Genomic DNA, 26,808 nt, shown 5'->3' with positions numbered 1-26,808 from the left:
GTAACAGCAAAGCGACAAGAGTGTCTGCTCTATAGCATTCCGCCCACACTTTCACTCTCACTCATCTCACTTTCACTCATACCATGGGCCGTAATTCAATTCACAAAATCAAACGTGCACCTCGCCACTCGAAAGGGCCAACGATCGTTTATCTCGAAAACGAGCATGACCTCTTCGAGCTAATCGACCGAACAGAGAACCCTCTGCTCCTAGTCCTCGAAGGCGTGCAAGACCCCCACAACTTAGGCGCATGCCTACGTAGCGCATCCGGCGCAGGCGTCACTGCGGTCTTGGCTCCTGTCAAAGGTGCCTGTGGCATCACACCGACGGTTCGTGATATTTCCTGTGGCGGTGCCGACGACGTGCCCTTCGTGCGCATCAAGAACTTCAGCCAAACGCTACGTAAATTCAAGGAGCTAGGCATCCAACTGATCGGCACCTCCGATCAAGCCTCTAAGTCGCTCTACGACATGAAACTCGATCGCCCCACCGCTATCGTGCTCGGCAGCGAAGGCTGGGGCATGCGTAAGGTCACTGGTGATCACTGCGATCACCTCATCAACATCCCGATGGCTGGCAGCGTGGAGTGCCTCAACGTCTCGGTATCCGCGGGCGTCATTCTTTACGAAGCGGTGCGTCAGCGCTTGTAAATACAAGCGTCAGTCCCCTTTCCAACAAGCGGCGGATCCGATATGGATCCGCCGCTTTTTCTTCGGAGACTCCTCCGTCGCCGCCTTTGAATCAATTAGAGTCAACTACTCATAATGGCAGTTCGACTTGATTTCCTCAAAAAATCGAATGAGTTACGCCCATGAAACTACCAATCCTGTTCATTTCCTTCATCACTGTCGGCACCTCACTGAACGCTGCGATTAATATAACGATAACAGAAGCCGGAGGGGATGTCGTAATGGAGTCCACCGGAAGCTTAACCGTTAGCCCAACGATTCCGGCCCCCCTTTACACTAGCCCTCAATCTGGAAAATTGAGATCTGCCCTCGGTGAGTTGGCAGTTGGATTGGCTCAAATTGCCGATACGAATTTTGCAAATATAAACATTTACTCTGATGCGATTGTGTCGGGTCCCTCTAACTTCGGGGGAAGCCTCACTTTGACTACCGCGAATACCTCGACCGGCAACTACTTCGAAATGATTGGTTTAACAGGCTCCACGGCGATTGCACTCGATGGCCAATTGGTAAACGAAAGTGCTCTAACAGTATACAACACAGTAGCAAGTTCGACTTGGAATAGTGCCACATTTACATCGCTGGGACTCACAACGGGAACCTACATATGGACGACCGATGCTCGCTTTGGAAATGACACCATTACACTGACCGTTGTTCCAGAGCCATCCAACACCGCGTTGTTATTGAGCGCAGGCATCTTGGCTGTGGTAGGACTCCGTCGACGTCGCTAGCCCCACAAACTAGCAGCCCCGACCTCAAAAAGGCGAACTCTTCGGAATTCGCCTTTTTCGCTACCACACTACCCCACGCAAATCGTCTTCACGTTGACGAATTCTCGGATGCCGCACTTCGATAGCTCGCGACCGTAGCCGCTGCGCTTAATCCCGCCGAACGGCAAGCGTGGGTCCGACTTCACAAAATCGTTAATAAAACACGCACCGCATTCAAGCTGACGCGCGAGGCGCTTGCCACGTTCTATATTCTGTGTAAACACCCCCGCTCCGAGGCCATAAGCGGATTGATTGGCAAGCTCGACTGCCTGATCATCACTCTTGACTGAAACGAGCGCCACCACTGGCCCAAAGACCTCTTCATCAAACGCAGGCATCCCCGGGCGCACATCGGCAAGCACGCTTGGCGGATAGTAATAGCCTGCTCCTTCTGGAACCTCACCACCGAGCAAGACCCGAGCGCCTGCTGCCACACTGGCATCCACTTGACGCTGTAAGTTCACTCGCAAATCGGCACGCGCCATCGGACCGAGGTTAATCGACTCATCTTCTGGGTTGCCCTGTCGGCGTTTCTCAATTGCCGCGATCACCTTCTCCGTGAAGGGCTCCAACACCGCTTCATGCACGAGTAACCGCTTCGCCGAAATACAAGTCTGCCCACAATTGTTTAGCCGACTCTGCACACACTTCGCAGCGGCCAGATCGAGGTCGGCATCTTCACAAATCACATACGGATCACTCCCGCCCAGCTCCAGCACCGTCTTTTTGATCGCACGTCCCGCAATTGCAGCCACCGCAGCGCCTGCTTTTTCGCTGCCGGTCAACGCCACGCCTTGCACCGCGTCGTGTTCGATCACCGACTCGACTTGATCGATCTCGATAAACAATGCTCGCAAGACCCCCTCGGGATAGCCCGCCTCTTGAAACAGCGCTTCGATCGCCAAGGCACACCCACACACATTCGGCGCATGCTTGAGCAGCGCAGTATTGCCAGCTGCCAGCACAGGCACCGCAAATCGAAACACCTGCCAAAACGGAAAATTCCATGGCATGATACCCAGCACCACACCGAGCGGCTGATAACTTAATACACTTTCCTGAGCCGATGCCTCAATCAGCTCGTCTGCCAAAAACTCGACCGTATTCGCCGAGTAATAGCGACACAGCAACGCGCACTTATCGAGTTCTGCCCGTGCCTCTGCGATCGGCTTGCCGACTTCCTGAACAATGAGCCGAGCAAACGCCTCGCGCTTCGCCTCAAGTAAAGTTGCAACCGTCTCCAGCATCGATGCACGCAGACTCACATCCACCCGCGCCCATGCCATCGCAGTCGTGCCAGCCTCCTCAAGCGCAGCCGCTAATACGTCCGCAGGCATCGCAGAAGTGCGCACTATAACTTGGCCCGTTGCGGGATTGATCGATTCAAACATGCCACTCTGATAGCCACCTGAGGCGCAAGGTAAATAAGCAAAACTAATGCGGCGTATTTATCTTATATAAGGTTGGAATTCATCGCCATACTTGCCTTATTTCTCTGCAACGACCTCTACTTTGAGCGAAACACCCCCTTTTAAACTATGAAGAAGATTTTTATTTCCGGCTGCTACGACATTCTCCACGCAGGCCACATCCAGTTTTTCCGTGAAGCCAGAGCGCTGGGCGACCACCTGACCGTCTGCTTTGCATCCGACGCCGTCCTCTGGGAGCACAAGAAACGCCGCACCTCGATTCCACAGGATCACAAGCTCGCTCTAATGACCGCACTCGAAGTGATCGACCAAGTGGTCGTCGGCGATTGCGAAGACCTCGGCCTCGACTTCAAAGACCACTTTCTAAAGATCCGTCCAGACATCTTGGCCGTCACGGACGACGATCAATATGCCGACGCCAAAAAAGCACTCTGTGCCCAAGTCGGTGCCAAATACATCGTCCTCCCGAAGACACCGCCACAGTTCACACCCGTTTCCTCCAGCTCAATCGTGCGCAATATCCGCACTCCTGCCGAATCACCATTGCGCGTTGATTTCGCAGGCGGTTGGCTCGACGTGCCACGTCACGCACGCGAAGGTGCTTACATCGTCAATTGCGCGATCTCGCCAATGGTCTCACTCAATGAGTGGAGCTACGAGATCAAGTCTGGCCTCGGCGGCAGCGGTGCTTGGGCATTGCTCAACGGCAACGACGGCGTGGAAAGCGAGCTCAATCTGGGCGTAGGCTGGCAGGATCCTGCCATCATTCGCGAAACTGGCCTATGCGCATGGCGCAGCGGCGCACGGCCCAAACTAGACTTTAAGCGTAACGGCGACTTCCTCCGTGGCCACATGGCGCTGCACTACACCGACATTCCGCACGACACACCTGGCAATGCCGACAACGACCGCGACTACGACCTAATCGAGCGAGCAGCTGCCACCGCTAGAGACGCCATCTTCGCAGGTAGCATCCCCAAGCTCGGCGAAGCCGTCAGCATGAGCTACGAGGCACAACTCAAAGAAGGCATGCGCGAACTCGCTGAAGCAGACGGCTGCATCGGCCGAAAATACTGCGGCGGCGGTTGGGGCGGCTACGCGCTCTACCTCTTTGCAGACAGCGCGGATCGCGACACATTTGTCGCATCTGCGAACTGCAACCGCGCAATTGAGCCTTACATCACCATTCGATAGCGCTTTTTCCTTTACGGGACGCCGAACGAGATCACTTTTACCCGCTTCAGCATCTAGTCGGTATGTGAAACGCTCACTTCTGACTTCCAACTTCTGACTTCTTTTTCAATGAGCCTGATCGAAACCATCCGCACAAATACTGACACTGTTATCGGTGACACCGAACTGGAGGATCGCCTCCACGGCAATCGCCCGTTGCGCGTCAAACTCGGCGTCGATCCGACACGCCCTGACCTGACCTTCGGGCACCTCGTCGTCTTTAACAAGCTACGCCAGTTCCAAGACCTCGGCCACGAGGCAGTGCTGATTATCGGCGACTTCACCACTTTGATCGGTGACCCTTCTGGCCGCTCCGACACGCGCCCCGTCCTCACTAAGGACGAGATCATGAGCAACGCGGATACTTACCTCGAACAGGCGTTCAAGATCCTCGACGAAGACAAGACCACCGTCGTTTACAACAGCGAGTGGTTCGATAAGATGGGCTTCGAGGACTGCCTCAAGCTGGCTCGCAAGATGACTGTCGCTCGCATGTTAGAGCGCGACGACTTTGCGAAGCGCTACAAAGGCAATGCCCCGATCTCGATCATCGAATTCCTCTACCCACTCATTCAGGGTTACGACTCGCTCGTGCTCAATGCCGACGTCGAAATCGGCGGCACCGACCAACTCTTTAACATGCTCGTCGGCCGCGCCCTGCAGAAGGACGCTGGCAAACAAGAGCAAGCCGTCATCACGATGCCACTCCTCGTCGGCCTCGACGGCAGCAAGAAGATGTCCAAGAGCGCGGATAACTACATCGCGTTCACCGACTCCCCTAAGGAAATGTTCGGTAAGATCATGTCGATCAGCGATGAGACGATGTGGACTTACTACCAGTTGCTCTTGGAGAGCAGCGAAGACAAGATCGAGAAGCTCAAGGCAGGCCACCCGATGCTGGCCAAGAAGCACCTCGCATCCGCCTTGGTTGGACAGTTCCACTCAATGGACGCTGGCAAACACGAGCTCGAGCAATTCGAGAAAGTCTTCTCCAAGAACAAATTACCCGACGACATGCCGACCTTCACATGGAGCGACATGCTCGGTGATGCCGAGAGCGCACCGCTCTTCGAGGTGATGGCACAATCTGAACTCTTTGAGAGTAAAGGCGCGATTCGTCGCCTCGTCCAACAAGGCGGCGTCAAGATCGACACCGTCAAACAAGAAGATCCAAACAAGGAAATCACTCGACCAGACAACGAAATGATCTTCCAAGCCGGCAAGCGCGTGTTCTTCAAACTACTCGCATAAAGACAGGATTTCATAAGAAGCGCTCAAATTAAGGGCGCTTCTTATTGTATCTGGCGCTTTACATTAACGCCGCGTAATCCTTTATATATACACTCTACTCACCAGTCACGACTCACCAGTCACGACTCACCAGTCACTACTCACTACTCATCATGGCACTAGCAACCGGAACCAAAGCACCCGCATTCACTCTCAAAACTAAAAACGCAGACGGCCTACAGGACGTCTCCCTGAGCGACAACCTCGGTAAAAAGAAGACAGTCCTGCTGTTCTTCCCGCTCGCATTCACCAGTGTCTGCATGAAAGAAATGTGCGACGTGAGCAGCAGCCTCTCCGCCTATTCTGATCTCAACGCAGCAGTATACGGCATCTCCGTCGACAGCCCTTTTGCTCAAGAAGAGATGGCAAAAGTCGACGGCCTCCAATTCCCACTACTCAGCGACTTCAATAAAGACGTGTCGGCAGCATACGACGTGCTCTATGCAGATCTTCTCGGCTTCAAGGGCGTCTCGAAGCGTTCCGCCTTCGTGATCGATGAAGACGGCGTCATCATCTACAGCGAATCCGCTGAAGATCCACACGATCTGCCAAATTTCGACGCAATCCAGACCGCACTCAAAAGCTAAGACCGCGATCTAAATCTGTGAGTTGATATTGCAATTGAAGTTGATTATTACCCTCGTGGTGGCATTCTTTCATACCTCTTTCGCAATATCATCTCCAGATCTTGAGATCACACCGTTGAACTATCATTTGCCGCAAAAAAACATAGCATGAGTGAGCCCACCCAGCCTACCTTCCTAGTCAGCGCTTACTCTGATCCCGTCGTGGTTCAGATTAACGGTAAGGCGAACTATCTGAACTGTAACACGTTTCGAGAGTTCATCGAAAAAATGGTCGGCGAAGGCAAGAGCCACATTGTGCTCGACTTCGAGAACTGCAAGGGGATGGATAGCACCTTCCTCGGCATTCTTGCGGGCACGGCGCTTGAATTACGCAAGCAGACACCTCCGGGCGTATTAATCATCTGCAAGCTCGGAGAGCGCAACCATGAGCTGGTCTGCAACCTCGGCCTGCAAAACCTCCTCACCATCGGCGAGGATCTTGCAAACTGCTCAGGTGATGCGGCCGAAGCTCAATTCTCCGCACTTAAAAACGTGGAAGTCTCTGACGCCAAGAATGTGCTCAACGCTCACGAAAATTTAGTGAAGGCCGACACGGAAAACGCCGCTAAATTTCAAGACGTCATCGCTTTCCTTAAAAATCAGGTCGAGGCCGACGAAACAGAGTGACCCCCTCCGCGCCGCCCAAGAGACCTGAATATTAATGTCATTTTTTCTTGGATTACTCGTAGGATTATTTGGCATGTGGCTGCTCCACACGGGCAGACGCAGACACATCAAGATCATCGAAGATGAAAAGCAGCTCCTCCAGCAGGAGAAGCAGATTGTCGTCGAGTTCATGCACAACATGGTCGAGGCCGTCGCCGAAGGAAGCGACCGTGCAGCCATGTTTCAGCGCATCATCCACGCCGCCATCCTGAGCACTGGCGCAATGAGTGCCTGTATCTTTGAAAAACGCGAGGATGATACGCTCAAGGGCATCGCCGTCGAAGGACTCTTTCCCCCGCAACGCAAACTACCAGAAGGCATCAGCGCCAAACTCGCAACTCGCGCCCAGTTTCTCGAAAACATCCTAAAATCAGAATCCTTCAAAATGGGCGAAGGCTTAATCGGCCAAGCAGCGAAGTCCAAACGCGCACAGCTCATCGTCGATGCGACAAACGACCCACGCGTCATTCAACACAGCGATCCTGCACTTCAAGTGCGTTCGATCATCATCGCGCCCGTTCTCTTTCAAGGGGAACTCATCGCCGTGCTCGCCGTTGCCAATCCAGCCGACGATCTCGCATTTACCGATACCGATTTCTCTCTAGTCGAATCCTTGGCAGAACAAGTCGGACTCGCAGTGCATAATAGCGATGCCATGCAGCTACAGATCGAGAAGAACAAGCTCGATCTCGACATCGAACTGGCCAGCAACATTCAAGGGCTCCTCCTCCCGAGTAAATTCCCCGCATCCGATAAAATCGAATTTTCCGCGCACTATACACCCGCGCAAAAGATCGGCGGCGACCTCTACGACGTCTTTGCAATCGATGACAATCGTATCGGAGTCGCCATCGCCGACGTGTCTGGAAAAGGCATCTCAGCCTCCATCCTGATGGCAATTTGCCAGACGAACCTACGCCACGTTTCGCGCCAACTCGACTCCCCCGCAGAAGTGCTCATAGAGATCAACTCGCAGATGCAAAGCTCCATGCGGCGCGATATGTTTATCACTATCGTCTATGCGATCATTGATCAGGCCAAGCAGGAGATCACCTTCGCCCGCGCGGGGCATGAGCTCCCCTTCGTCTACCGCCACGCCAGCGATGGCACCGAGAGCGTCGAAGCCGTTCAATCGCAAGGCATGGCACTCGGCATGGTGCCACCCGAAATCTTCGACCTCACGATCAAAGATAAAACCGTCCCGTTCGGCAAAGACGACGCCCTACTGCTCTACACCGACGGCGTCACCGAAAGCGTGAACGCCAGCGGCGACGAATACTCCGGCGAACGTCTCATCGAGACACTCAAGGCACACGGCAATAGCAACGCACAATCCATCCTCAATCACGTCATGGATAGTGTGCACCGCTTCTCCGGCGACGAAGGCCAGCCCGACGACCTCACGCTCATCGCGATTAAGCACAGCTGAGCTGAGTGACACAGACATTCTTGTCTGTCCCAGTGGAACTGCACTTATCCTACGTAACAGACAAGAATGTCTGTGTCACTTTACTCAACCACACAAAAAAACGCTCAGGAGGAAAAAGGGGGCAAACGCAAGGACTACACCGACCGCGTCACGGCAATAGCAACGCACAATCCATCCTCAATCACGTCATGGATAGTGTGCACCGCTTCTCCGGCGACGAAGGTCAGCCCGACGACCTCACGCTCATCGCGATTAAGCACAGCGGAGCTGAGCTGACCTGAGTGACACAGACATTCTTGTCTGTCCCAGTAGAACTGCACTTATCCTACGTAACAGACAAGAATGTCTGTGTCACTTCACTCAACCACACAAAAAAACGCTCAGGGAACATCCCTGAGCGTTTTTGTAAAACTGGCGAACAGCAACTGACTAGCGTGTCAACACACCTGTCGGCGGAGCGAACTTCGTCAGGTTGATGCCTTCGACTGCTACCTTGTATTCATCCATGTTCGGGATGCGTCCAAGGATTGCAGAGAGGACGACCACTGGTGTCGAAGCGAGCAAGGACTCACCCTTCTTACGCTCGGAGTCTTCTACCACGCGACCTTGGAACAGGCGTGTCGAAGTCGCCATCACAGTATCACCCTTAGCAGCCTTCTCTTGGTTACCCATACAGAGGTTACAGCCAGGACGCTCGAGATACATCATGTTTTCGTATTCGGTGCGTGAGGCGCCCTTTGGTGCATCATCATCGAATTCGAAACCAGAATATTTCTGCAACATTTCCCAATCACCTTCAGCCTTTAGCTCATCAATGATGTTATAAGTCGGCGCGGCGACGACGAGCGGTGCCTTGAATTCAACCTTACCTTGTTCGGCTTCGAGGTTCTTGAGCATCTGAGAGACAATCTTAAGGTCGCCCTTGTGCACCATGCAGGAACCAACAAATCCAAGATCCACGGCCTTCTCTCCCTTATAGTAAGAGAGTTCACGAATCGCATCGTGCGTATAGCGCTTGGAAACATCATCGTTGTTCACATCCGGATCAGCGATCATCGGCTCGACGATTTCGTTCAGATCGACGACGAATTCCGCAGAATACTTCGCATTCGCATCTGGCATCAGCGCTGGCTTCGCACCTGAACGGATATCCGCAATGCGTTGATCCGCAATATTGACCAAGCCTTGAAGCACCTGCTTCTCGTTGTCCATGCCCTTCTTGATCATGATCTGGATACGGCCTTTCGCGATTTCCAGAGACTCAATCAGCGTCTCATCCTGAGAGATGCAGATGGAAGCCTTCGCCTTCATTTCCGCAGTCCAGTCAGTAAAGGTGAATGCTTGGTCGGCAGGAAGGGTGCCGATGTGCACTTCGATCACGCGGCCTTGGAAGACATTGTCGCCGAATTTCTTGAGCATTTGAATCTGTGTCGCATGCACCACATCACGGAAATCCATGTGATCTTGCAAGTCGCCCTTAAAAGTGACCTTGACCGATTCAGGAATCGGCATCGTCGCCTCACCGGTCGCAAGTGCGAGCGCTACAGTGCCAGAATCCGCGCCAAAAGCTACGCCCTTCGACATACGAGTGTGTGAGTCACCACCAATGATGATCGCCCATTCATCCACTGTCAGGTCGTTCAAGACCTTGTGGATCACGTCGGTCATCGCATGGTATTGACCCTTCGGATCACGCGCGGTGATGAGGCCGAACTTGTGCATGAACTGCATGAGGCGTGGAATGTTCGCCTGCGCCTTCTTATCCCAAACAGACGCCGTGTGGCAACCAGACTGGTAACCTGCATCCACCGTTGGCGAGATGACGGTTGCCGCCATCGCTTCCAACTCCTGAGAAGTCATCAAACCAGTGGTGTCCTGCGACCCCACAATGTTCGCCTTTACGCGAATATCAGAGCCAGCGTAGAGCACTTTGCCCTCTGTCACGCCAACAGCGTTCTTATTAAAGATCTTTTCAACGGCAGTGAGGCCTTGGCCTGCATGTGTGATCTCTTTGGAAGGAGCAAAGACTGGCGCCAAAGCAACCCCCAATGTTTCAGCGGCAAAGGTCTGGAGCTTTTTGCCGAAGACAATTGCATAGGAACCGCGCGCCTTGATGAATTCGACTTTTTGAGGCGTGAGCGAAGCAGAGATATCCACCAACTCTTGGTCGCCATTATAAAGTTTCTTATCCTTTGTGTTAATCGTCAACACCGTGCCAGTCGCGACCGAATAGGCCTGCTCTAGCACAGGGTCACCATTCTCGTCCTTGACTGGGTTACCGTCTGCATCGAGCTGCTTCACCCAGTTCTTCAAATCAATTCCGATACCGCCAGTCACACTGACGGTCGTCAAAAAGATTGGAGAGATACCATTGGTGCCCGCAATAATCGGAGCAATATTCACAAATGGGATGTAGGGACTGCCGGGCTTACCAGTCCAGAGCGCCACATTGTTGACACCCGACATACGAGAAGAGCCCACGCCCATCGTGCCCTTTTCCGCGATCAGCATCACACGCTTGTCAGGATGCTGCGCTTGCAGACCTTGGATCTCGATTTGCGCCTGTTCAGAGATCATGCACTTGCCGTGTAGTTCGCGGTCAGAGCGTGAGTGCGCTTGATTGCCTGGAGACAACAAGTCAGTGGAGATATCACCTTCGCCAGCGATATAAGTGACGACCTCGATCGTTTCTTCCACTTCTGGAAGCTTTGTGAAGAACTCAGCCGCAGCATAACTCTCAAGGAGATCCTTCGCGATTGCGTTGCCAGCTTTGTAAGCCGCTTCAAGGCGATCGGTATCGGCTTCATACAGAAAAACTTGTGTCTTAAGAACCGCAGCAGCCTCGCTTGCGAGAGCCGCGTCATCGCCCAGGGCCAAATCAAGGAGCACCTCAATCGAACGGCCGCCCTTCATGTGAGATAACAGCTCAAAGGCATAGGTGGGCGTAATTTCTGCGACGACCGACTCGCCGAGAATGATCGCTTTCAAAAAGTCTGCCTTCACGACAGCCGCACTCGTCGTGCCCGGCAAGGTATTGTAAATAAAGAAGTTAAGTGACTCCTTACGATGTTCGTTCGCAGTATCTTTAATCTGCTCAATGATTTCAGCCAATAAGACGCCATCATCGATTGGCTTAGGGGCTAACCCTTCGCCTTTACGTTCTTCGATCTCCTTCAAATAGTCAGTATAGGTATTCATGCACACCATGACATATGCCTTCTAAGCCAACTGTCAGTCCAAAAAACGGAAAAGCAGCACTCCTATCGATTCTTCCTCATCGAAGTCGAGCAGTGACATGGACATTGCTTCGCCATCTCCTGACTTCAATAAGCTCAGCCGAGTCGCAGATTTCCGCCCAATATGTGCTGACTGTAGAAGTCTCCAATTAGATTCACTCGCCCTTCGCTTTCGAAGCCAGTCCGCTACCAAACATCTGCATCGACTTACGTTGCATTTCGAGGTCGGACGCCAGCTTCTTGCGATACAGCTCAAGCTGATCCTCTGCGAGCACTTCAGATAGAGTCTCTATCAAGCGTTCATTCTCAACGACCTTTGCGCCTAGGAAACCATCGGTTCCAGATTGATCAATCCCCAGTGCTTCCCACTCAGAGTGCTTCACGGCATACGCTTTGTCATAGAAAATCTCAAAGACCTGATCCTTCTGCGACTCATCCAATAAGAACTGTTGCTGCAGTGAACTGAGCTCGCGATAGGCCGTCGCTTCCTTACGTTCCAAATCCTCTTGCTCCTTGTTAGCCTCATACACCGCCTGCTGCTCAGGTGTCAGAAGTTCATCGAGCAACTGAGAAACACTGTGATACTCCACCTCCGATGCCATCTCCTCGGCTGCTGCCTCCATGGATTCCATCGACTCCCCAGAAAACACACGCTCCATCAGCTTCGCCTCTAGCTCAGCACTCTTCGCATAATACGTCTCCAACGCTGCCACCTGATCCGGCGACAAATTCAAGCTAAGCTTCAGCTTCTCCAACTCTTCCTGCTTCCGTTGCTTCGAACTCTCAGCCGCCATCGATTGCACATTCGCCATGAATGGGTTCTGAACCGGAGCAGCCTTCTCTTCTTCGACCTCTGCCTCAGGAGCAGAATCTCTTGCCGCCGCGCGAACCGTCTCGAGTTCTGACTGGGCACGCTCAAGTGCCGACTCCGTCTCCGCGAGACTGGCCTCTAACTCGCTGATACGCTCAAGCGTGCCAACCGGCGCAGTCACCACAGACACCGGCACCTCACCTATGGGCTCACGAACTTCCGAGACGCCAAACGACACCCCAAGCAACCATCCCACCACCAAAGCAACCAGACACAAAACAACGTTTTTCATGGGGCCAAACAGTGCGAACCACCCACCTTACGTCAAACGCTTATTAAAATACACAACACTAATGTAGCTGCGCTCTTTAGACGCAGTCCGTCGGGATGGGTTCACAGCAACGATTCTGCGAGGCAACGCTCTCGGGCTTAAGCACCGTGCTACGACACAAAACGACGCAGCGTAACGCTCAACATTCAACGTTCAACGTTCGACACGCCCCTCCTCAATCATATCTCAGATCCGTCGCCTTGCCACGAAAGATCCAGTAGGCCAGCGCCGTATAACCGATCAAAAATGGCAGCACAATCGCGGTGCCGATCAGAATCACCATCAATGACTCCGGCGCGGCGGCGGCTTCCACAATCAGCAAATGCCCGGGAATGATATACGGATAAAAGCTGTAAACCAGCCCCAGGAATCCGAGCACGAAGATCGCAATCGAAATCGCGAATGGCATCCAAGCGAGCCGATCCTTTTCCAACGGTAAGATCCCGAGAATGAAGTGCATTAGCAAGGTCAGCATGATCGAGATCAACGGCATCGCCAGCAGTAGCGTCACCTCGGGAAAGGCAAACATCCGATCGTAAATGCGCGTCGCGACAAACGGCGCAGTCAAACTACTGAGCAAGGCTCCGAGCACCATCACCCAAATCGCCCGACGCGCCCAGCCCACGGCTTTAACCTGCAACGCGCCTTCGGTTTTCAGAATCAACCAACACGCCCCCATCAGCGTATACCCTGCAACCACGAGCAACGCGAAGAACACCGAAAAGAGGTAACCGCTCAGACCTTCTTGAAAACCGATAATATAGCGCCCGACCATGTAGCCCTGACTCAAGGCCACGACCAGCGAGCCGAGGAAAAAGTTTCGGTTCCAACGCTGTTGGCCCTCAGGCGCCACCTTCTTGCGAAAGTCAAAGGAGACGCCACGAAAAATCAGTCCGATCATCATCACCGCCACGGGCAGATACAGATTCGTTAGCACCACACCGTGCGCCACAGGAAAGGCGACCAACAGCAAACCAACACCCAACACCAGCCAGGTCTCATTCGCATCCCAGAACGGGCCGATGGAAGCAATCATCCGATCACGCTCCTCGCGCTCCACGCTACGCGACAGCAACCCAACCCCCAGGTCATAGCCGTCGAGCACCGCATACAGCAACATCGCGAGGCCAATTAGAAATGCGAAGACGAAGGGCAACCACTCGCCGTTTTGAAAAATTTCCAAACTCATTTTTAAACAAGCTCCTTAGGTTCAGTCGCGATTTCCTTTCTCGCCAAGTAAAAGAGAGAGCCAATGTAGGCAAAAAATAATACCACGTAAGTCACCAAATAAGCGGTGAGCGTGAGCGCCACATGCGAGGGCGGCAGATCGGCCACCGCATCTTTGGATTTCAAGATCCCCTGCACCAACCACGGCTGACGTCCGATCTCACTCACATACCAGCCCGCGATCGTTCCGACCCAGCCGGAAAACGTCATGCCCAACAGCACTTTTAAATACCACTGCGGCAGTGCGGGCTTTTTCCACAGGTAAAATGCTCCAACAAAAGCCACGCCGATCATGACGGTGCCTACCCCGACCATCACACGAAAGCTCCAAAACACCGGAGCCACGGGCGGATGTTCGCCAATAAATTCATTCAACCCACGCACATGTCCATTCGGGTCACGCGTAATAATCAGACTACCGAGCTTCGGCACGGCGATCTCCATGTGATTTTCACGTGCCTCTTCATCGGGCAACGCAAAGAGCGCCAACGGCACCCCATCACCACTTTCCCACAACGCCTCCATTGCTGCCAGCTTCTGTGGCTGATAGTCACGCGTATTCGTGCCGTGTAAATCACCAACGAGTCCTTGTAAAGGAGCCAGCACTGCCGCCAAGACGATACTACAAGTCAACCCAGCTTTCACTGCAGGGCGTTGATCACCTTTGATACAGCGATACGCCAACAAGCCAGCAGCTAGAAAAGCGACCGTTAATCCTGAGCCGAGCAATGTATGTATGAGTCGATATGGCATCGACGGGTTAAACACGATTTGCCACCAATTCTCAGCGTGCGCCACACCATCGATCATCACATGACCCGCCGGTGTCTGCATCCAACTATTGAGGGCCAGAATCCAAAATGCCGACAAGGTCGTGCCCCCCGCCACCAAAAACGTAGATAGCGTATGGAACCAGCTCGGCACCCTGCGGAAGCCGTAAAGCATCACTCCCAAAAACGTCGCTTCGAGGAAAAATGCCGTAAGCACCTCGTAAGCTAGCAGCGGCCCCGCAATGTTACCCACGGTATTCATATACCCGGGCCAATTCGTGCCAAACTGAAACGACATCGTCACGCCTGTCACCACCCCGAGACTAAAGGTCAACGCAAAGACCTTGGTAAAGTAGAAATACAGCTCCATCCACTTCGCATCACGCGTGCGGCGGTAGCGCAGCTTAAAGAATAACAACAACCAACCTAGAGCGATCGTGATCGTCGGAAACAGGATGTGAAAAGAGATATTGGCCGCAAATTGTATGCGAGAAAGTAAAAATTCGTCCATAATGGTTCTTGCTGAAGTCAGTAAAGCAAGACCTGCGAAGGAAAGCCCTGTCAAACTAGCAACTAATTCATAACAAACCCTAATCGCCGCTAGTAGCAAGTCGACCTCAGCATCAGTTTGATCACCCATGACTGCTGCAGCGCAGAATCGACACTCTTATCCCGCATCACGAGCTCACCCTCGATCCGCCCCACAATACGCGGTCGATTCGGTCACACGAGACTCCATCGGCAATGTGACGATGGAGAGGCTGCTTCTCCACAAGCTCCCCTAATCGTGCTTCAAGAGCTTTTTTAGATACGGGTTCGGGTAACGACGTGTTGCGGTAATCGCATAGAAGGTCTCTTGAATATCAGGGATATTGCACAGCTCGAAGAGCCGCTTGTTTTGTAGCTCATCCATAACCACCACTGGTGGGACGAGGGCAAGCGCATCGGTCTTGCGGGCGATTAGGCGCATCATCGCCATATCATTGGCCTCCGCCGCAATCAAGGGAGCGATGCCGGCACGTTCCATGGCGAGGTCAAAGCCCGCTCGGATATTACTTTCCATACTCGGCAATACGATCGGCGTATCCACCAAATCTTCGGGAAACCTAAATCCTGTTCGGCCTTTAAAGCGCTCGGGACCCACGATACTCACAGATTGCTTATCAAGTAATTGACTGTGCAATTTGCGCTCAGCATCGCGTAGGATCGGCGTATTGGATAAAACGAGGTCGATCGTGTGCGCTCTCAGTTGATTCAACAACTCTCGCAGACTCCCGGACTGAATCACCACTTCGAGATCTTCGTCGTCGAAGGCCTCTTTCAAGAAAGTCATCTGGAAGTTCTTGGATAGGGTCGACACCGCACCGACGCGCAGCACATCGCGAAAGCGCTTATTTTTATTTTGCAACGTCGCCATCAACTCTTCACCAGTGCGAAAGATCGTCTCAGCGTAGTCGAACACGATACGCCCCTCCTCGGTCAGACTCAGAGATTTGTGCTGTCGATCAAATAGGGCGCAGTCCAAGCTCTCTTCCAGCTTCTTCAATTGAATACTCAAGGCAGACTGAGAGACGTGCAAAGTCTCGGCAGCACGGGTGAGCGTGCCTTCGCGCACGATGGCATGAAAGTAGCGAAGGTGGTGATAGTTTAACTGTGACATATATAAAAGAGAACGATTTAGTTAAATTCTTATATTAGACAAAATCAAGAGTTTCCATTACAATAGTGGCATGGAAATACTCATCAGTCTTCTCATACTCTGGATAGCGCCAGCCCTCATGCTGTGGGTCGTGCTTTCATCGAAATGGCTCAATGGTCGTCCGCTTACTGCGGGGAAGTTTGCCGAGCTCACTGCGTGGTGCGCTTTTGGCAGTGCGACGCTGGCAACAGTCTTATGGGCTTTTCACGATCAGCAACCTGTGGTTGCCACTTTGACTGACGCTGGATGGATCGGCATTCGATTTGATGCGCTCTCGGCAACAATCCTTCTATTGGTCTGCTTCCTAGGAGCGGTCATCCTGCGTTTCTCACAAAATTACCTCGCTGGTGATAAGCGCCAAGGATACTTCTTTAAATGGATGTGCGTCACGCTCGGTTCCGTGATGGCCTTAGTCGTGGCACCAGGCTTGGTGCAGTTCTTCGCGGCATGGATGGCAAGCAGCCTAGGCCTCCACAAGCTGCTGGTCTATTACCCAGACCGTAAAGGCACGCTCCTTTCAGCTCGTAAGAAATTCATTGTTAGCCGCATGGGTGACTTCTGCTTACTCGGCGCATTCATTGGCGTCTTCGTCATCTACGGGGCGCAGGACTTTGGAAAGCTATTTATAATTACACAGGAGCAAGGGAGTTCGCTCGATAATAACGCATGGATCGGCTGGCTGATTATCCTTGGAGCGATGTTCAAATCCGCTCAGTTCCCATTTCACACATGGCTACCTGACACGATGGGGGCGCCGACACCTGTATCTGCACTGATGCACGCCGGTATCATTAACGGTGGTGGATATCTAGTGGTTCGCATGAGTCCGGTATTGGTGAACACATCTAATGCGCTGCTCCTGCTCGCCATCTTCGGTGCAATCACCGCGATCTATGGGTCGTTCGTCATGCTCTCGCAAACGAGTGTGAAGCGCGCGCTGGCATATTCCACGATCGCTCAAATGGGTTTCATGCTTTTGCAGTGTGGTCTCGGAGCATTCCACCTCGCAGTGCTTCATATCGTAGCGCACTCACTCTACAAAGGGCATGCCTTCCTTTCTTCTGGCTCTGCGGTTGCCACTGCGAAGAAACTCAATGCGGATCCAAAATATGTGAAACTTCCGCAGAGTCGCATCTGGTTAGCAGTCGCGATCGGTGTGAGTATTGTGGTTGGTCTTAGCTACGTATTTGGAGTGAGCCCTGCTGAAAAGCCTGGCATGCTGGTGCTCAGCATGGTGGTCGTAGTGGCCATTACACAACTACTATGGACACAAATGCGCCGCGGTCGTGATAGCAGTGAAATCATCAAGACAGCGATCTTTGCCGCAGGCATCGGCGCCATTTACTTCGTGCTATCAGGCCTAGCCGACACGCTACTGGCATCCTCTTTGCCGCGTGATGTGCCGACATGGCCAATGGCTGAAATCATACTCACGCTCTTCATTTTTGCCTTCTTGATGACATCCATCCGTTTCCAAGACGGACACCCAGGGTTCCTTTCAGTCGCTTACAAGCGCCGCCTGTATGTGCATGCTTTGAACGGCTTCTACATGAACACGATCGCTAACAATACCGCACGTAAACTCGGCCTCGTCCCTAAAAATCGTTAATTTATAACAATCGGATTTAATATGAACCAAGCACCAGAAAAAGCCATGGATCTGCATTCACATATTTCAAGGGCATGTAAGAAGATCGCACCACTCTGGCCTTTGTCACACTTCGTGGCGGTCAATCCATTTTTAGGATACGCAGATCAAAGTTTCGCAAAAACGGCAACTGCTTTTAAACGTATTCAAGATGCCGATACAGTATTGCCACGCGAATGGTTTAAAGCGCACTACGAAGCGGGAAAGATCAGCCTTAAGGATCTGCAAGCAGGCATTGCGAACGCATCGCCTGAAGTGCTACAGAGCTTCAAATCGTTTGAAGCAACACTCACAGTCGACCATCTCGTAGATCGGCTAAACACACCACATGTCGACCAAGCGGAACACTACCAAACCTGCTCTTTCAGTGTATATCTGGACTCCCGCCTAGGCACGCCATGGCAATACGTGATTCGCGAAGAGGCGGCAAAGTGGTGCGCGGCCTATGATGACGAAGGGCAATCCTCATGGAAGTTTCCATGGAAGAATCTCAGCCTCTATGCAGGGTGGAAAGAAGCCGCGCTGATTGACCGCAATCCTGAACTCAACGGATTGAAAGGGTTCCGCGCCAAGGTAAAGTCCTTTTCCGACGATCCAGAAGTCGCAATCGAAGAGGCTGTCTCGAAATTGAGTATGCCTGAGGAGAAAATCGAAGAGTTCCTCTACCGTATCTTGCTCACCCTACCTGGCTGGTCGGGTCACTTACGGTATAAAGACCGTGAGCACGAAATCCGTAATAGCGAGGGCGACTTAGTCGTGCAACTCTTGGCGATCTTGTTAAACTACGAAGTTGCGCTCTACGAATTGCATCTAGGAGAAAGCGAATGCATTGAAGGCTGGAAGCGTAACCTTGAGGTGCAGCCTGAAGATTTATCTGACGATGCAATTCCATTGGCACTCGCCGAGCGCCTCATTTGGCAGTCAGCCCTAGAGAACGCTTTTGAGCAAACGCTACGCACACAGATTACCGCTGAAGCGAAATCGAATGAGCGTCCCGATGTGCAAGCGGTATTTTGTATCGATGTTCGGTCCGAGGTCTTTCGCCGTGCACTTGAATCAACTAAGCTGAATATTCAGACAATCGGATTTGCCGGCTTCTTCGGCCTGCCGATCGATCACAGCATCCCTGGCATTGGCGGCTCACAGGCGCGCTGCCCTGTGCTACTGGCACCACCGGTAAAGACTGCAGAAGGCCTTTCAGGCATTGAGGCGGTTCAATATGATGAACTTCGTTTCGAACGCGTTATCGAGCGCGAAAACGAACGCAGCTGGAAACGTTTTAAGGAAGCCGCGGCATCATGCTTCACCTTCGTGGAGACGATCGGCTTGAGCTACGCCTATAAAATCATTTGCGATGCCTTTGCTATCGATAAGTCGAAGCACAAATCGGCATCAGCTCCGGCCTTTCTGGAAGCAATGCCCACAGCCGCACGTGCCGATATGGCTATGGGTATCCTCAACGGACTCGGCCTGAAGGAGAACTTTGCCAAGATCGTTCTTTTCTGCGGGCACGGTAGCCAGACAAAGAACAATCCATTTGCTTCCGGACTCGATTGTGGCGCCTGCGGTGGCCACGCAGGTGACGCCAATGCGCGCCTCGCAGCCGCTTTGCTCAACCAGCAGGATGTGCGCTCTGAGCTACAGGCGCGTGGCATTGAAATCCCCAAAGACACCACTTTCATCGGCGGGCTACACAACACTACGACTGACCAAGTCACGCTCTACGAAACCGATCCGGTGGATGCATCACTCATTGGAGAGCTTCAAGAATCACTCGAAACTGCCGGAGGTATCACTGCACTCGAAAGATCAGTGCTGCTCGGCAATGCTAAGGATCAATCAGATATCGTCGAAGCGGTTCGCTCCAGAAGTCTCGACTGGTCACAAGTGCGCCCCGAGTGGGGCTTAGCAGGCAACGCCGCCTTTATCGTCGCACCGCGCGAATGGACACGTGCATCGAATCTTGGCAGCCGTGCCTTCCTGCACGAATACAACGCCACAGCCGACCCCGAAGCCGCCGTGCTTGAGGCAGTCATCGGCGGACCACTCGTGGTCGGTAGTTGGATCAACCTACAATACTACGGTTCCGCGACCGACAACCATCACTTCGGTAGTGGCCACAAAGCGATCCACAATGTGGTTGGTGGCGTGGGAGTCGCACTCGGCAACGAAAATGATTTACGGCCGGGGCTCCCCTTTCAGTCGGTGCACGACGGAGAGAAATTGATCCATGAACCGCTTAGGCTACATGCCTGCATCGCAGCCGACACCGAGGTGCTCGATTCGATCTTGTCCAGACAAGAGCACGTGCGCCATCTAGTCGAAAACGGCTGGATCCATTTAATCTCACTGGGAGCCAATGGTCAGCAATGGCTCCGCCGTATGCCAAACGGCGAATGGAGGGCACAGGCGTAAGGCGCGATTGCTAGTGATCGAAAAGCGAATTAAAACAGAGTATTCGGACCGGCGCGAACTTCGTAGCCTAACAACGCCTAACACTCGCAAAGTCACATGAGCAAAAGGACGCCCCCTATTTATAGATTTCGATCAATCAACTAACTCGACATCGCAGCACAAACGATAAAAATCCCTGAATGAAAACCCTACCTAACCTTATAGAAAACAACCGAAAATGGGCTGCAAAAGTTAGAGCTGAAAAGCCTAACTTCTTCGCGGAACTAGCAGAGATTCAAAGCCCCAAACACCTATGGATCGGCTGTGCCGATAGTCGCGTGCCCGCCAACCAGATCACAGGTCTCGCACCAGGAGAGCTCTTCGTGCACCGTAACATCGCGAACCTTGTCGTGCACTCAGATCTTAATATGCTCTCCGTGCTGCAATACGCGGTCGAAATACTCAAAGTTCAACATGTCATTGTTTGCGGTCACTACGGCTGTGGCGGCGTCCGCGCAGCGATCAACTCTCAGCCCAACGGACTCGTCGATAATTGGCTGCGCCACATCGAGGATATCGCAGTCATCAATTGGAGTCATTTAAAAGCACTCGACTATGAAGCGCGCTTGGATCGCCTCTGTGAACTCAATGTCATCCAACAAGCCAACAACCTAGGCCGCACCACTGTGATACAAGAGGCATGGAACAGGGGGCAGAAGCTGGAAATCCATAGCTGGATCTATAGCCTCAAAGACGGACATATTTGCGATCTACAAGACCCCATTGACCACTGCACCGAACAATTACAGTAGCGACATCGCTGCCCTGAACTTAGTTCACAGACAAATCTAGGATGAATGAAGCTGCGTTGCGTCCATGCGCGGATCACGCGCACACTCTCGTTGACGAATAAAGCTTTTGCACTAGTGATCCTCTACGCGATCAAACGGAGCCCTATCACTTTGACTTATAGGACCTTAGCGACATGCTAATAGCCTTATGTCGCACCTCTGGACAGTTACCCTCTTCGCCCTTCCCCTATACCTGCTAAGCACAGCGGCCATCGCCGTGGATCAGAACAGCAACGGCCTCAGCGATGTCTGGGAACAGCGCTTCAATGCCAGTGCCCTGCAACTGCTCAATGACGACGACGGCGACGGCTTTACCAATGTCGAAGAGTGCATCGTCGGCACCGATCCGGAAGACGCCTCCGATCTCCCGAGACTGCTCCCCTCCACCACTCAGAATGATCCGGATCAGATTGAGCTCCGCTTTCAAACCCTCAGCGGCAAGCACTACAGCGTCACTCACTCTCCAGACCTCAACGACTTCACCCCGATCAGCAAGGGCTGGCTGGGCGATAACACCGAACGCCCCCTCCATATTGGCACCGATGGCATTGCAGCAACGCTCAGTCCCATACGCATCGATTACTGGGCCAACTTCGCGGGCACCACCATTGAAGAGCTCCACGCGCTCAACACCTTTCCCTCCGCCCCCGACGGCAGTAGCAACCACCCAGCACCCGAAGCACCCGACTTTCTCGCGAGCGGCTACGGCGCACGCCTGAGCTGCTGGATCACTCCACCCGAGTCTGGCAGCTATACCCTTTTCCTCTCCGCCGGCGGCCCTGCCGAACTCTACTTGCACGATACCACGAGTAGCAGCGCTCCGGTCAAAATCGCCGAAATCCTTCCCACGCAAACCGATCTATCCAGTGGCGAATGGGACACCTACGCCACCCAGCGTTCCACATTACTCGAACTCTCAGCCGACACACGCTACGCGCTTGAACTACACTACGTCGCCAATGTGCCGCAGCAGTATGCGGAAATCGCGTGGTCCGGTCCTAGTATCGACGGCATCCAACAGCTCGATCGCGATGCTCTGGCTCAGGTCTTTTTCCACAATCAACTCGGCCCACAGAACATACTCCTGCAGCACGACTACGACAGTGACGGTCAAACGGGCGCACAATGGCCTGACAACACCGCAATCGTCACCGACATCATCGGCATGACGGGCAACGCCGAGCAGATCACTGGCGACGTCGGCACTAGTAGCACGCTGGAACGCATTTACTTCGACCCCGGCAGCAGCGAGCACTTCTACGCCACATGGCTCTTTAACATGAGCAGCGGCCAACAGGACACATACATGTTCTTTATGAATGGCACGGATAGTAGCCAGGAAGGTCCGCGCATCGACATCGAAGACAGCACCTCCAACAGCACCGGCGCCGCCGTGCGCGCAGGTGGATCTGGCGGTTCCGATGTCCAAATCGACATCAACTTCGAAAAAACCTACCGCATCGAACTCATCGCTTCGCTCGCCGTCGGCGGCTTTGAATATAAAACGCCCAACGAGACTCACACCGTCGCGGAAGACACCTTCGACCTATATGTAACCGATCTCACAGGGAATCTCGTCGGTGCCCACACTGGCCTAGTATATCGAGACGGAGCCGTTGTCGAAAAATTCAGCAGCTTACGCCTCCCCTATTTAAACAATCCCAACATCGTCTTCGACGACTGGGAATTCACTAACGGACTCATCGCAGGCAACGGCTACCTCATCTCCAACCAAACCGACTTCGGCAATGGCGACACGCCCAACTTCTTCGAACTCGAAATCAAAGAACAAGACCAAGACAACGACGGCATCCCCGACTGGGAAGAGCTCGCCCTAGCGCCTTACTACCCATTTCTACCCTTCGACGCCGAAACCCAAGACGGCCTGCCCGATGCAGACGCCCTCGCACTCCTACTCGCACAATCGCAAGGCAAACCAGAAATCACCCTCTACGGCAGTGACGGCGCTGCGTTCGAAAGCAACTACCCAAACACCACCCCCGACAATGGCGAGATCACCATCACCCGCGCGGGCACGCTTGAACCACTCATAGTCGATCTGTGCTTTCCCCCGCTCGAAGCAGGCACCAGCACCACCCTCTGCGACGGCACCTGCTGCATGCTGATCGGTAGTGCGGGCGATGAAGAAGCCGAGCCCGAAGATTATATTCTAACCGACGAAGACGGCACCATCGTCACCGACACCGTTCACTTCGCCTTTGGTGAAATCAAAAAGGTCCTCACCCTCACCCCGGTCGACGACACCCTCAACGAATACCCCGAATCCGTGAACATCGCCATCAAAGAAGCCGACGATGCGCGCTACGATGTATCAGAACTCCTCAACGGCGCCTCCATCCAAATCTTCGACCTCCCCGATAGTCCAGACAACATCACCATCTTTACCGGCAGCTTCAGCCAAGATGGCAAAGCCGTGGTCCCGACCAGCGGCTCCGGATACGCTACGGCCACTATTAATGGCCCCCGCACAGAGATTCGCCTATGGGATGAATTCTCAGGCCTGACCTCCGCACAGCAAGACTCCCACGTGCACAAAGCCAATGCAGGTAACACCGCTGGCAATATCATCTACGCCATCACTGAAACACCCGGCGATGACGAAAGCGATCCACTCAACGGCCCACTCACCAACTACCTCTGGGATCTCACCGACTCCTCGGGCGCAGTGCCTACCGCAGGCGGCCCCGCGAGCAAACAAGTCATCATTGACTCGCTCTTCGGGCAAAACAACGAGACACCGCTCTACCTCAACGTTCACACCGTCGACAACCCTGCCGGCGAGATCTGGGCCTTCCTCAACCTCTCCGGTGGCTCAGCCACTGACCCCGGCGACGCGCCCGCAGCAGCCGCTACGGGCTCCGGCGAATTCCCACAACTCACCGGTGACCTACTCGAATCCGAAGTGCGCCGCTTCCTCAACCAAGCCACCTTCGGCGCCACCGATAGCGAAGTCGCCGCCTTCGTAGCTCAGATCGAAAACCAGCGCCTCAGTAACCCAGCCTACCACCGGAACGAAGCCTACTCCGACTGGATCGATACGCAGATGACCACGGCTAACACTCCGCAGACTTATCTACTAGACTTCACACTCGCCGCAGTCTTCCAGCGCATGACACTCGCGGGCTTATTCGACGCAAGCCGCAACCCCACCGACGGCACCACCGCGACTCCGTCCCGCCCGACTTGGCCCTCCATCGACCGCAGCAGCTCCAACCCCGAGCACTGGTATCTAAGCGCGAAGTATCCGGTCACCCACGCACAACTCAACCTCGGCGACAATAACAACCTCAGTATCGGCACCACCACAGGGAACGCCGAACGGCGCAATGCACACTGGCAAACAATGCTCAACGCACGCGACCAACTACGCCAAAAGATGGGCTACGCCCTCCAGCAGATCGTCGTAGTAAGCGCCAGCAGCACTTCTATCTCACAAAACGCTTATGCCGCATCCAACTATCAAGACATGCTCAACACCCATGCCTTCGGTTACTACCGCGACGTGCTTGGCTACGTCAACTGGAGTCCAGTCATGGGCAAATGGCTCTCTAGCCTGCAAAACCAAAAAGCTATCGACTTTGATGGCGACGGACTCTTCGACGCCTACCCCGACGAAAACTTGGCGCGCGAAAACATGCAGCTCTTCTCGATCGGCCTCTTTAACATCTGGAGCGACGGCACCCTCAAGCTGACTCCCGAAGGGCTACCAAGTTCGACATATACCAACGACGACATCCGTGAATTTGCAAAAATCTTGACCGGCCAAAGCTTTAGCCAATACGCCAGCACGACCAGCACTCCGGCTTGGGGCGGAGTGCCTTACGCCCCAAGCGATACAAGCTTCTCCGCGTCACAAAATACTTCAGGACAACTCTCCCGCTCTTATCTCTACCCCATGAAAATGTTTGGGGACTACCACAGCTTAGGTTCGAAAAGCTTTGCCGGCACCACGATTGATCACTCCGACATCACCGATCCTGAGCTGCAAGGCATCGCCGACATCGAGGCGGCCATCGACTGGCTCGCGGGCACCCCAGGAGATGGACAACCGGATTTTGATATGGTGCATAGCCACGTCAGCACACCTGCGTTCATCTCGCGCCGTCTCATCCAACGCTTTACCACCTCCAATCCGTCACAGGATTACCTACACCGCGTCGCGACCGTCTTTAAAAATTCAGAGGGCAACCTCGCACTCACGCTGAAAGCGATACTCCTCGATCCTGAAGCGCGTAACATCAATCTCAACGATACTCGCTTCGGCATGAAGAAGTCGCCCCTCGAAGGCTATCTACAATTACTACGCACGCTTCAAGCTCACACCTATTTGCCACTCACCAATCCCGAAGGTGCTGCGCCCTACGATGTCGCTGCAGGCGATTACAGCAACCCAGACATCTACCTCGAAAACTTCAAATACCCCAGCGCTCAACTCGCCAACTTTGAGCGCAACGTGCGCTTCGCTCCTGGCTCTACATTCACCAGCGGCACACGTGGGCTGCAAATGGATCCATTCACCCAAGAGACTGTATTCAACTTTTACCTACCTGATTTCTCTCCAGGCGGAGCAGTCGGCGCCGCGGGTATGGTTGCACCCGAACTTCAGCTCGCCAACGAGCCAGACGTGATCCGTAACATTAACTATTTCGAATACATCATCCGCTACAGCCAAGGCCCAGGCGGAGACGAACTCGGTGGCACTGACACTAACCAAGAGCTCGCCTTCAACTCAGTCGATGCCGACCGCCACGACTACCAACGACTCGACCGCCAAGCTCTAGCCGACGCATTTTACCCAGCCACCGAACCCACTTCAGAACTCACGCTAGAAGGCAATGGTCTGACTGATGGATTCACTGGAACATACTCAGCCGAGGCGCCACACTGGGTGCGCCTCAACCGCACAGGCGATGTCTTCATTGCCAGCGAATCAGTAGACGGTGTGACTTGGACCGAAATTGCAACCCAAGTGCTCCCCATGGCCTCCGAAGTCTATATCGGGCTAGCGCTCACCAGCCATGACGATGGCATCCTCACCACTGCCGAATTTAGCAACGTCTCCATCACCAGCGGCGAAGGCACATGGTATCACTCCGACATCGGCAACGTCGCAGCCGAGGGATCGACCGTAGCAAACAGCGAAACCGCCTTCACACTCGAAGCCTCTGGCAATGATATCTGGAACTCCGCCGATGAATTCCACTACGCCTACCAGCAACTCGACGGCGATGGCGAAATCATCGCGCGCGTCGATAGCCTAGTGCTGACCAACCCATGGGCGAAAGCCGGAGTCATGATACGCGAAACCTTAGACGCTAATTCCGCTAATGTCATCAGCTTGATCAGCGGCTCATACGGCACGCGTGCACAAATGCGAAGCGTCCCTCGCGGTCGCAGCAGCGAGTCCCTCGCCGACGAAGCACTGGTCGACGAACTCGACCGTCGCCTCACCTACGGCTTCTTCAAACTGCGCTATCCTTACGACACCTCCGATAACGACGACCCCAACATTTACGGCGTCGACGAAACCTTAAAGAACCCGCGCGAACTCATCATTGATGCCATCACCAACGGATACGGCGACCCCTTCGACGGCTCCAACGATGAAACTGATCGTCTCTACAAATTTGCCGATGCGCTCTACCTCCTCACCTTCTCGCCAGAGTATCAAATCAAGAAATAAG

At 53.6% G+C, this 26,808-nt stretch carries 18 protein-coding genes; 12 read left to right on the top strand and 6 right to left on the bottom strand.

What is annotated here, in order from left to right; genetic code table 11:
• Positions 1-83: 83 nt before the first annotated feature.
• Together rlmB and GZZ87_RS06005 are read left to right on the top strand one after the other, a co-directional pair.
• Positions 84-650, top strand: a complete 567-nt coding sequence (rlmB, locus tag GZZ87_RS06010) for a 23S rRNA (guanosine(2251)-2'-O)-methyltransferase RlmB (protein WP_162025621.1) — start codon at positions 84-86, stop codon at positions 648-650.
• Between the two features lie 161 nt (positions 651-811).
• The gene (locus GZZ87_RS06005) at positions 812-1,423 is read left to right on the top strand and encodes a PEP-CTERM sorting domain-containing protein (RefSeq protein WP_162025620.1); all 612 of its coding nucleotides are present in this window, start codon (positions 812-814) and stop codon (positions 1,421-1,423) included.
• A gap of 68 nt (positions 1,424-1,491) precedes the next feature.
• On the opposite strand, the gene GZZ87_RS06000 is transcribed toward GZZ87_RS06005, so the two are convergent.
• Positions 1,492-2,853 (bottom strand): NAD-dependent succinate-semialdehyde dehydrogenase, encoded by a 1,362-nt coding sequence (locus tag GZZ87_RS06000; RefSeq protein ID WP_162025619.1) that lies wholly within the window; start codon positions 2,851-2,853, stop codon positions 1,492-1,494.
• A 147-nt stretch (positions 2,854-3,000) separates the two neighbouring features.
• On the opposite strand from GZZ87_RS06000, the gene GZZ87_RS05995 reads away from it, so the two are divergent.
• From GZZ87_RS05995 to GZZ87_RS05970, 6 genes are all read left to right on the top strand, one after another.
• Positions 3,001-4,086 carry an adenylyltransferase/cytidyltransferase family protein gene (locus GZZ87_RS05995; protein WP_162025618.1) on the top strand — a complete coding sequence of 362 codons (1,086 nt, stop codon included), beginning with the start codon at positions 3,001-3,003 and terminating at the stop codon, positions 4,084-4,086.
• Between the two features lie 108 nt (positions 4,087-4,194).
• Positions 4,195-5,376: a tyrosine--tRNA ligase gene (gene tyrS, locus GZZ87_RS05990; RefSeq protein ID WP_162025617.1), complete on the top strand. Its 1,182-nt coding sequence runs from the start codon at positions 4,195-4,197 to the stop codon at positions 5,374-5,376.
• 152 nt (positions 5,377-5,528) lie between these two features.
• Positions 5,529-6,002 carry a redoxin domain-containing protein gene (locus tag GZZ87_RS05985; protein WP_162025616.1) on the top strand — a complete coding sequence of 158 codons (474 nt, stop codon included), beginning with the start codon at positions 5,529-5,531 and terminating at the stop codon, positions 6,000-6,002.
• A gap of 147 nt (positions 6,003-6,149) precedes the next feature.
• Positions 6,150-6,668 (top strand): STAS domain-containing protein, encoded by a 519-nt coding sequence (locus GZZ87_RS05980; protein ID WP_162025615.1) that lies wholly within the window; start codon positions 6,150-6,152, stop codon positions 6,666-6,668.
• 34 nt (positions 6,669-6,702) lie between these two features.
• Positions 6,703-8,136, top strand: a complete 1,434-nt coding sequence (locus GZZ87_RS05975) for a GAF domain-containing SpoIIE family protein phosphatase (RefSeq protein WP_162025614.1) — start codon at positions 6,703-6,705, stop codon at positions 8,134-8,136.
• 5 nt (positions 8,137-8,141) lie between these two features.
• Entirely contained in the window at positions 8,142-8,417 is a 276-nt protein-coding gene (locus tag GZZ87_RS05970; RefSeq protein WP_162025613.1) for a hypothetical protein, read from the top strand.
• A gap of 148 nt (positions 8,418-8,565) precedes the next feature.
• Here the strand turns inward: GZZ87_RS05970 and GZZ87_RS05965 are convergent, their stop codons facing one another.
• The 5 genes from GZZ87_RS05965 to GZZ87_RS05945 all read right to left on the bottom strand — a co-directional run bounded on the left by GZZ87_RS05965 (position 8,566) and on the right by GZZ87_RS05945 (position 16,171).
• Positions 8,566-11,334, bottom strand: coding sequence for a bifunctional aconitate hydratase 2/2-methylisocitrate dehydratase (locus tag GZZ87_RS05965; RefSeq protein ID WP_162025612.1), 2,769 nt, complete (start codon positions 11,332-11,334; stop codon positions 8,566-8,568).
• Between the two features lie 193 nt (positions 11,335-11,527).
• Positions 11,528-12,475 (bottom strand): hypothetical protein, encoded by a 948-nt coding sequence (locus tag GZZ87_RS05960; protein WP_162025611.1) that lies wholly within the window; start codon positions 12,473-12,475, stop codon positions 11,528-11,530.
• 214 nt (positions 12,476-12,689) lie between these two features.
• Complete coding sequence (locus GZZ87_RS05955; RefSeq protein ID WP_162025610.1) at positions 12,690-13,703, bottom strand: cytochrome d ubiquinol oxidase subunit II; 1,014 nt, start codon at positions 13,701-13,703, stop codon at positions 12,690-12,692.
• Between the two features lie 2 nt (positions 13,704-13,705).
• Entirely contained in the window at positions 13,706-15,022 is a 1,317-nt protein-coding gene (locus tag GZZ87_RS05950; protein WP_162025609.1) for a cytochrome ubiquinol oxidase subunit I, read from the bottom strand.
• A 270-nt stretch (positions 15,023-15,292) separates the two neighbouring features.
• Complete coding sequence (locus GZZ87_RS05945; protein ID WP_162025608.1) at positions 15,293-16,171, bottom strand: LysR family transcriptional regulator; 879 nt, start codon at positions 16,169-16,171, stop codon at positions 15,293-15,295.
• 70 nt (positions 16,172-16,241) lie between these two features.
• On the opposite strand from GZZ87_RS05945, the gene GZZ87_RS05940 reads away from it, so the two are divergent.
• The 4 genes from GZZ87_RS05940 to GZZ87_RS05925 all read left to right on the top strand — a co-directional run bounded on the left by GZZ87_RS05940 (position 16,242) and on the right by GZZ87_RS05925 (position 26,807).
• On the top strand, positions 16,242-17,819 hold the full coding sequence (locus tag GZZ87_RS05940; protein WP_162025607.1) for a proton-conducting transporter membrane subunit: 1,578 nt from the start codon (positions 16,242-16,244) through the stop codon (positions 17,817-17,819).
• 21 nt (positions 17,820-17,840) lie between these two features.
• The gene (locus GZZ87_RS05935; protein WP_162025606.1) at positions 17,841-20,273 is read left to right on the top strand and encodes a DUF2309 domain-containing protein; all 2,433 of its coding nucleotides are present in this window, start codon (positions 17,841-17,843) and stop codon (positions 20,271-20,273) included.
• 179 nt (positions 20,274-20,452) lie between these two features.
• Positions 20,453-21,064, top strand: coding sequence for a carbonate dehydratase (gene can / locus GZZ87_RS05930; RefSeq protein ID WP_162025605.1), 612 nt, complete (start codon positions 20,453-20,455; stop codon positions 21,062-21,064).
• 187 nt (positions 21,065-21,251) lie between these two features.
• Positions 21,252-26,807: a DUF1800 family protein gene (locus GZZ87_RS05925; protein WP_162025604.1), complete on the top strand. Its 5,556-nt coding sequence runs from the start codon at positions 21,252-21,254 to the stop codon at positions 26,805-26,807.
• Position 26,808: the final 1 nt, after the last annotated feature.

Origin of the sequence: Lentimonas sp. CC4, assembly GCF_902728235.1 — a bacterium.
Classification (GTDB): Bacteria; Verrucomicrobiota; Verrucomicrobiia; order Opitutales; family Coraliomargaritaceae; genus Lentimonas.
The sequence above is the reverse complement of the archived record's forward strand: the minus strand, read 5'-3'. Positions and strand labels throughout refer to the sequence as shown.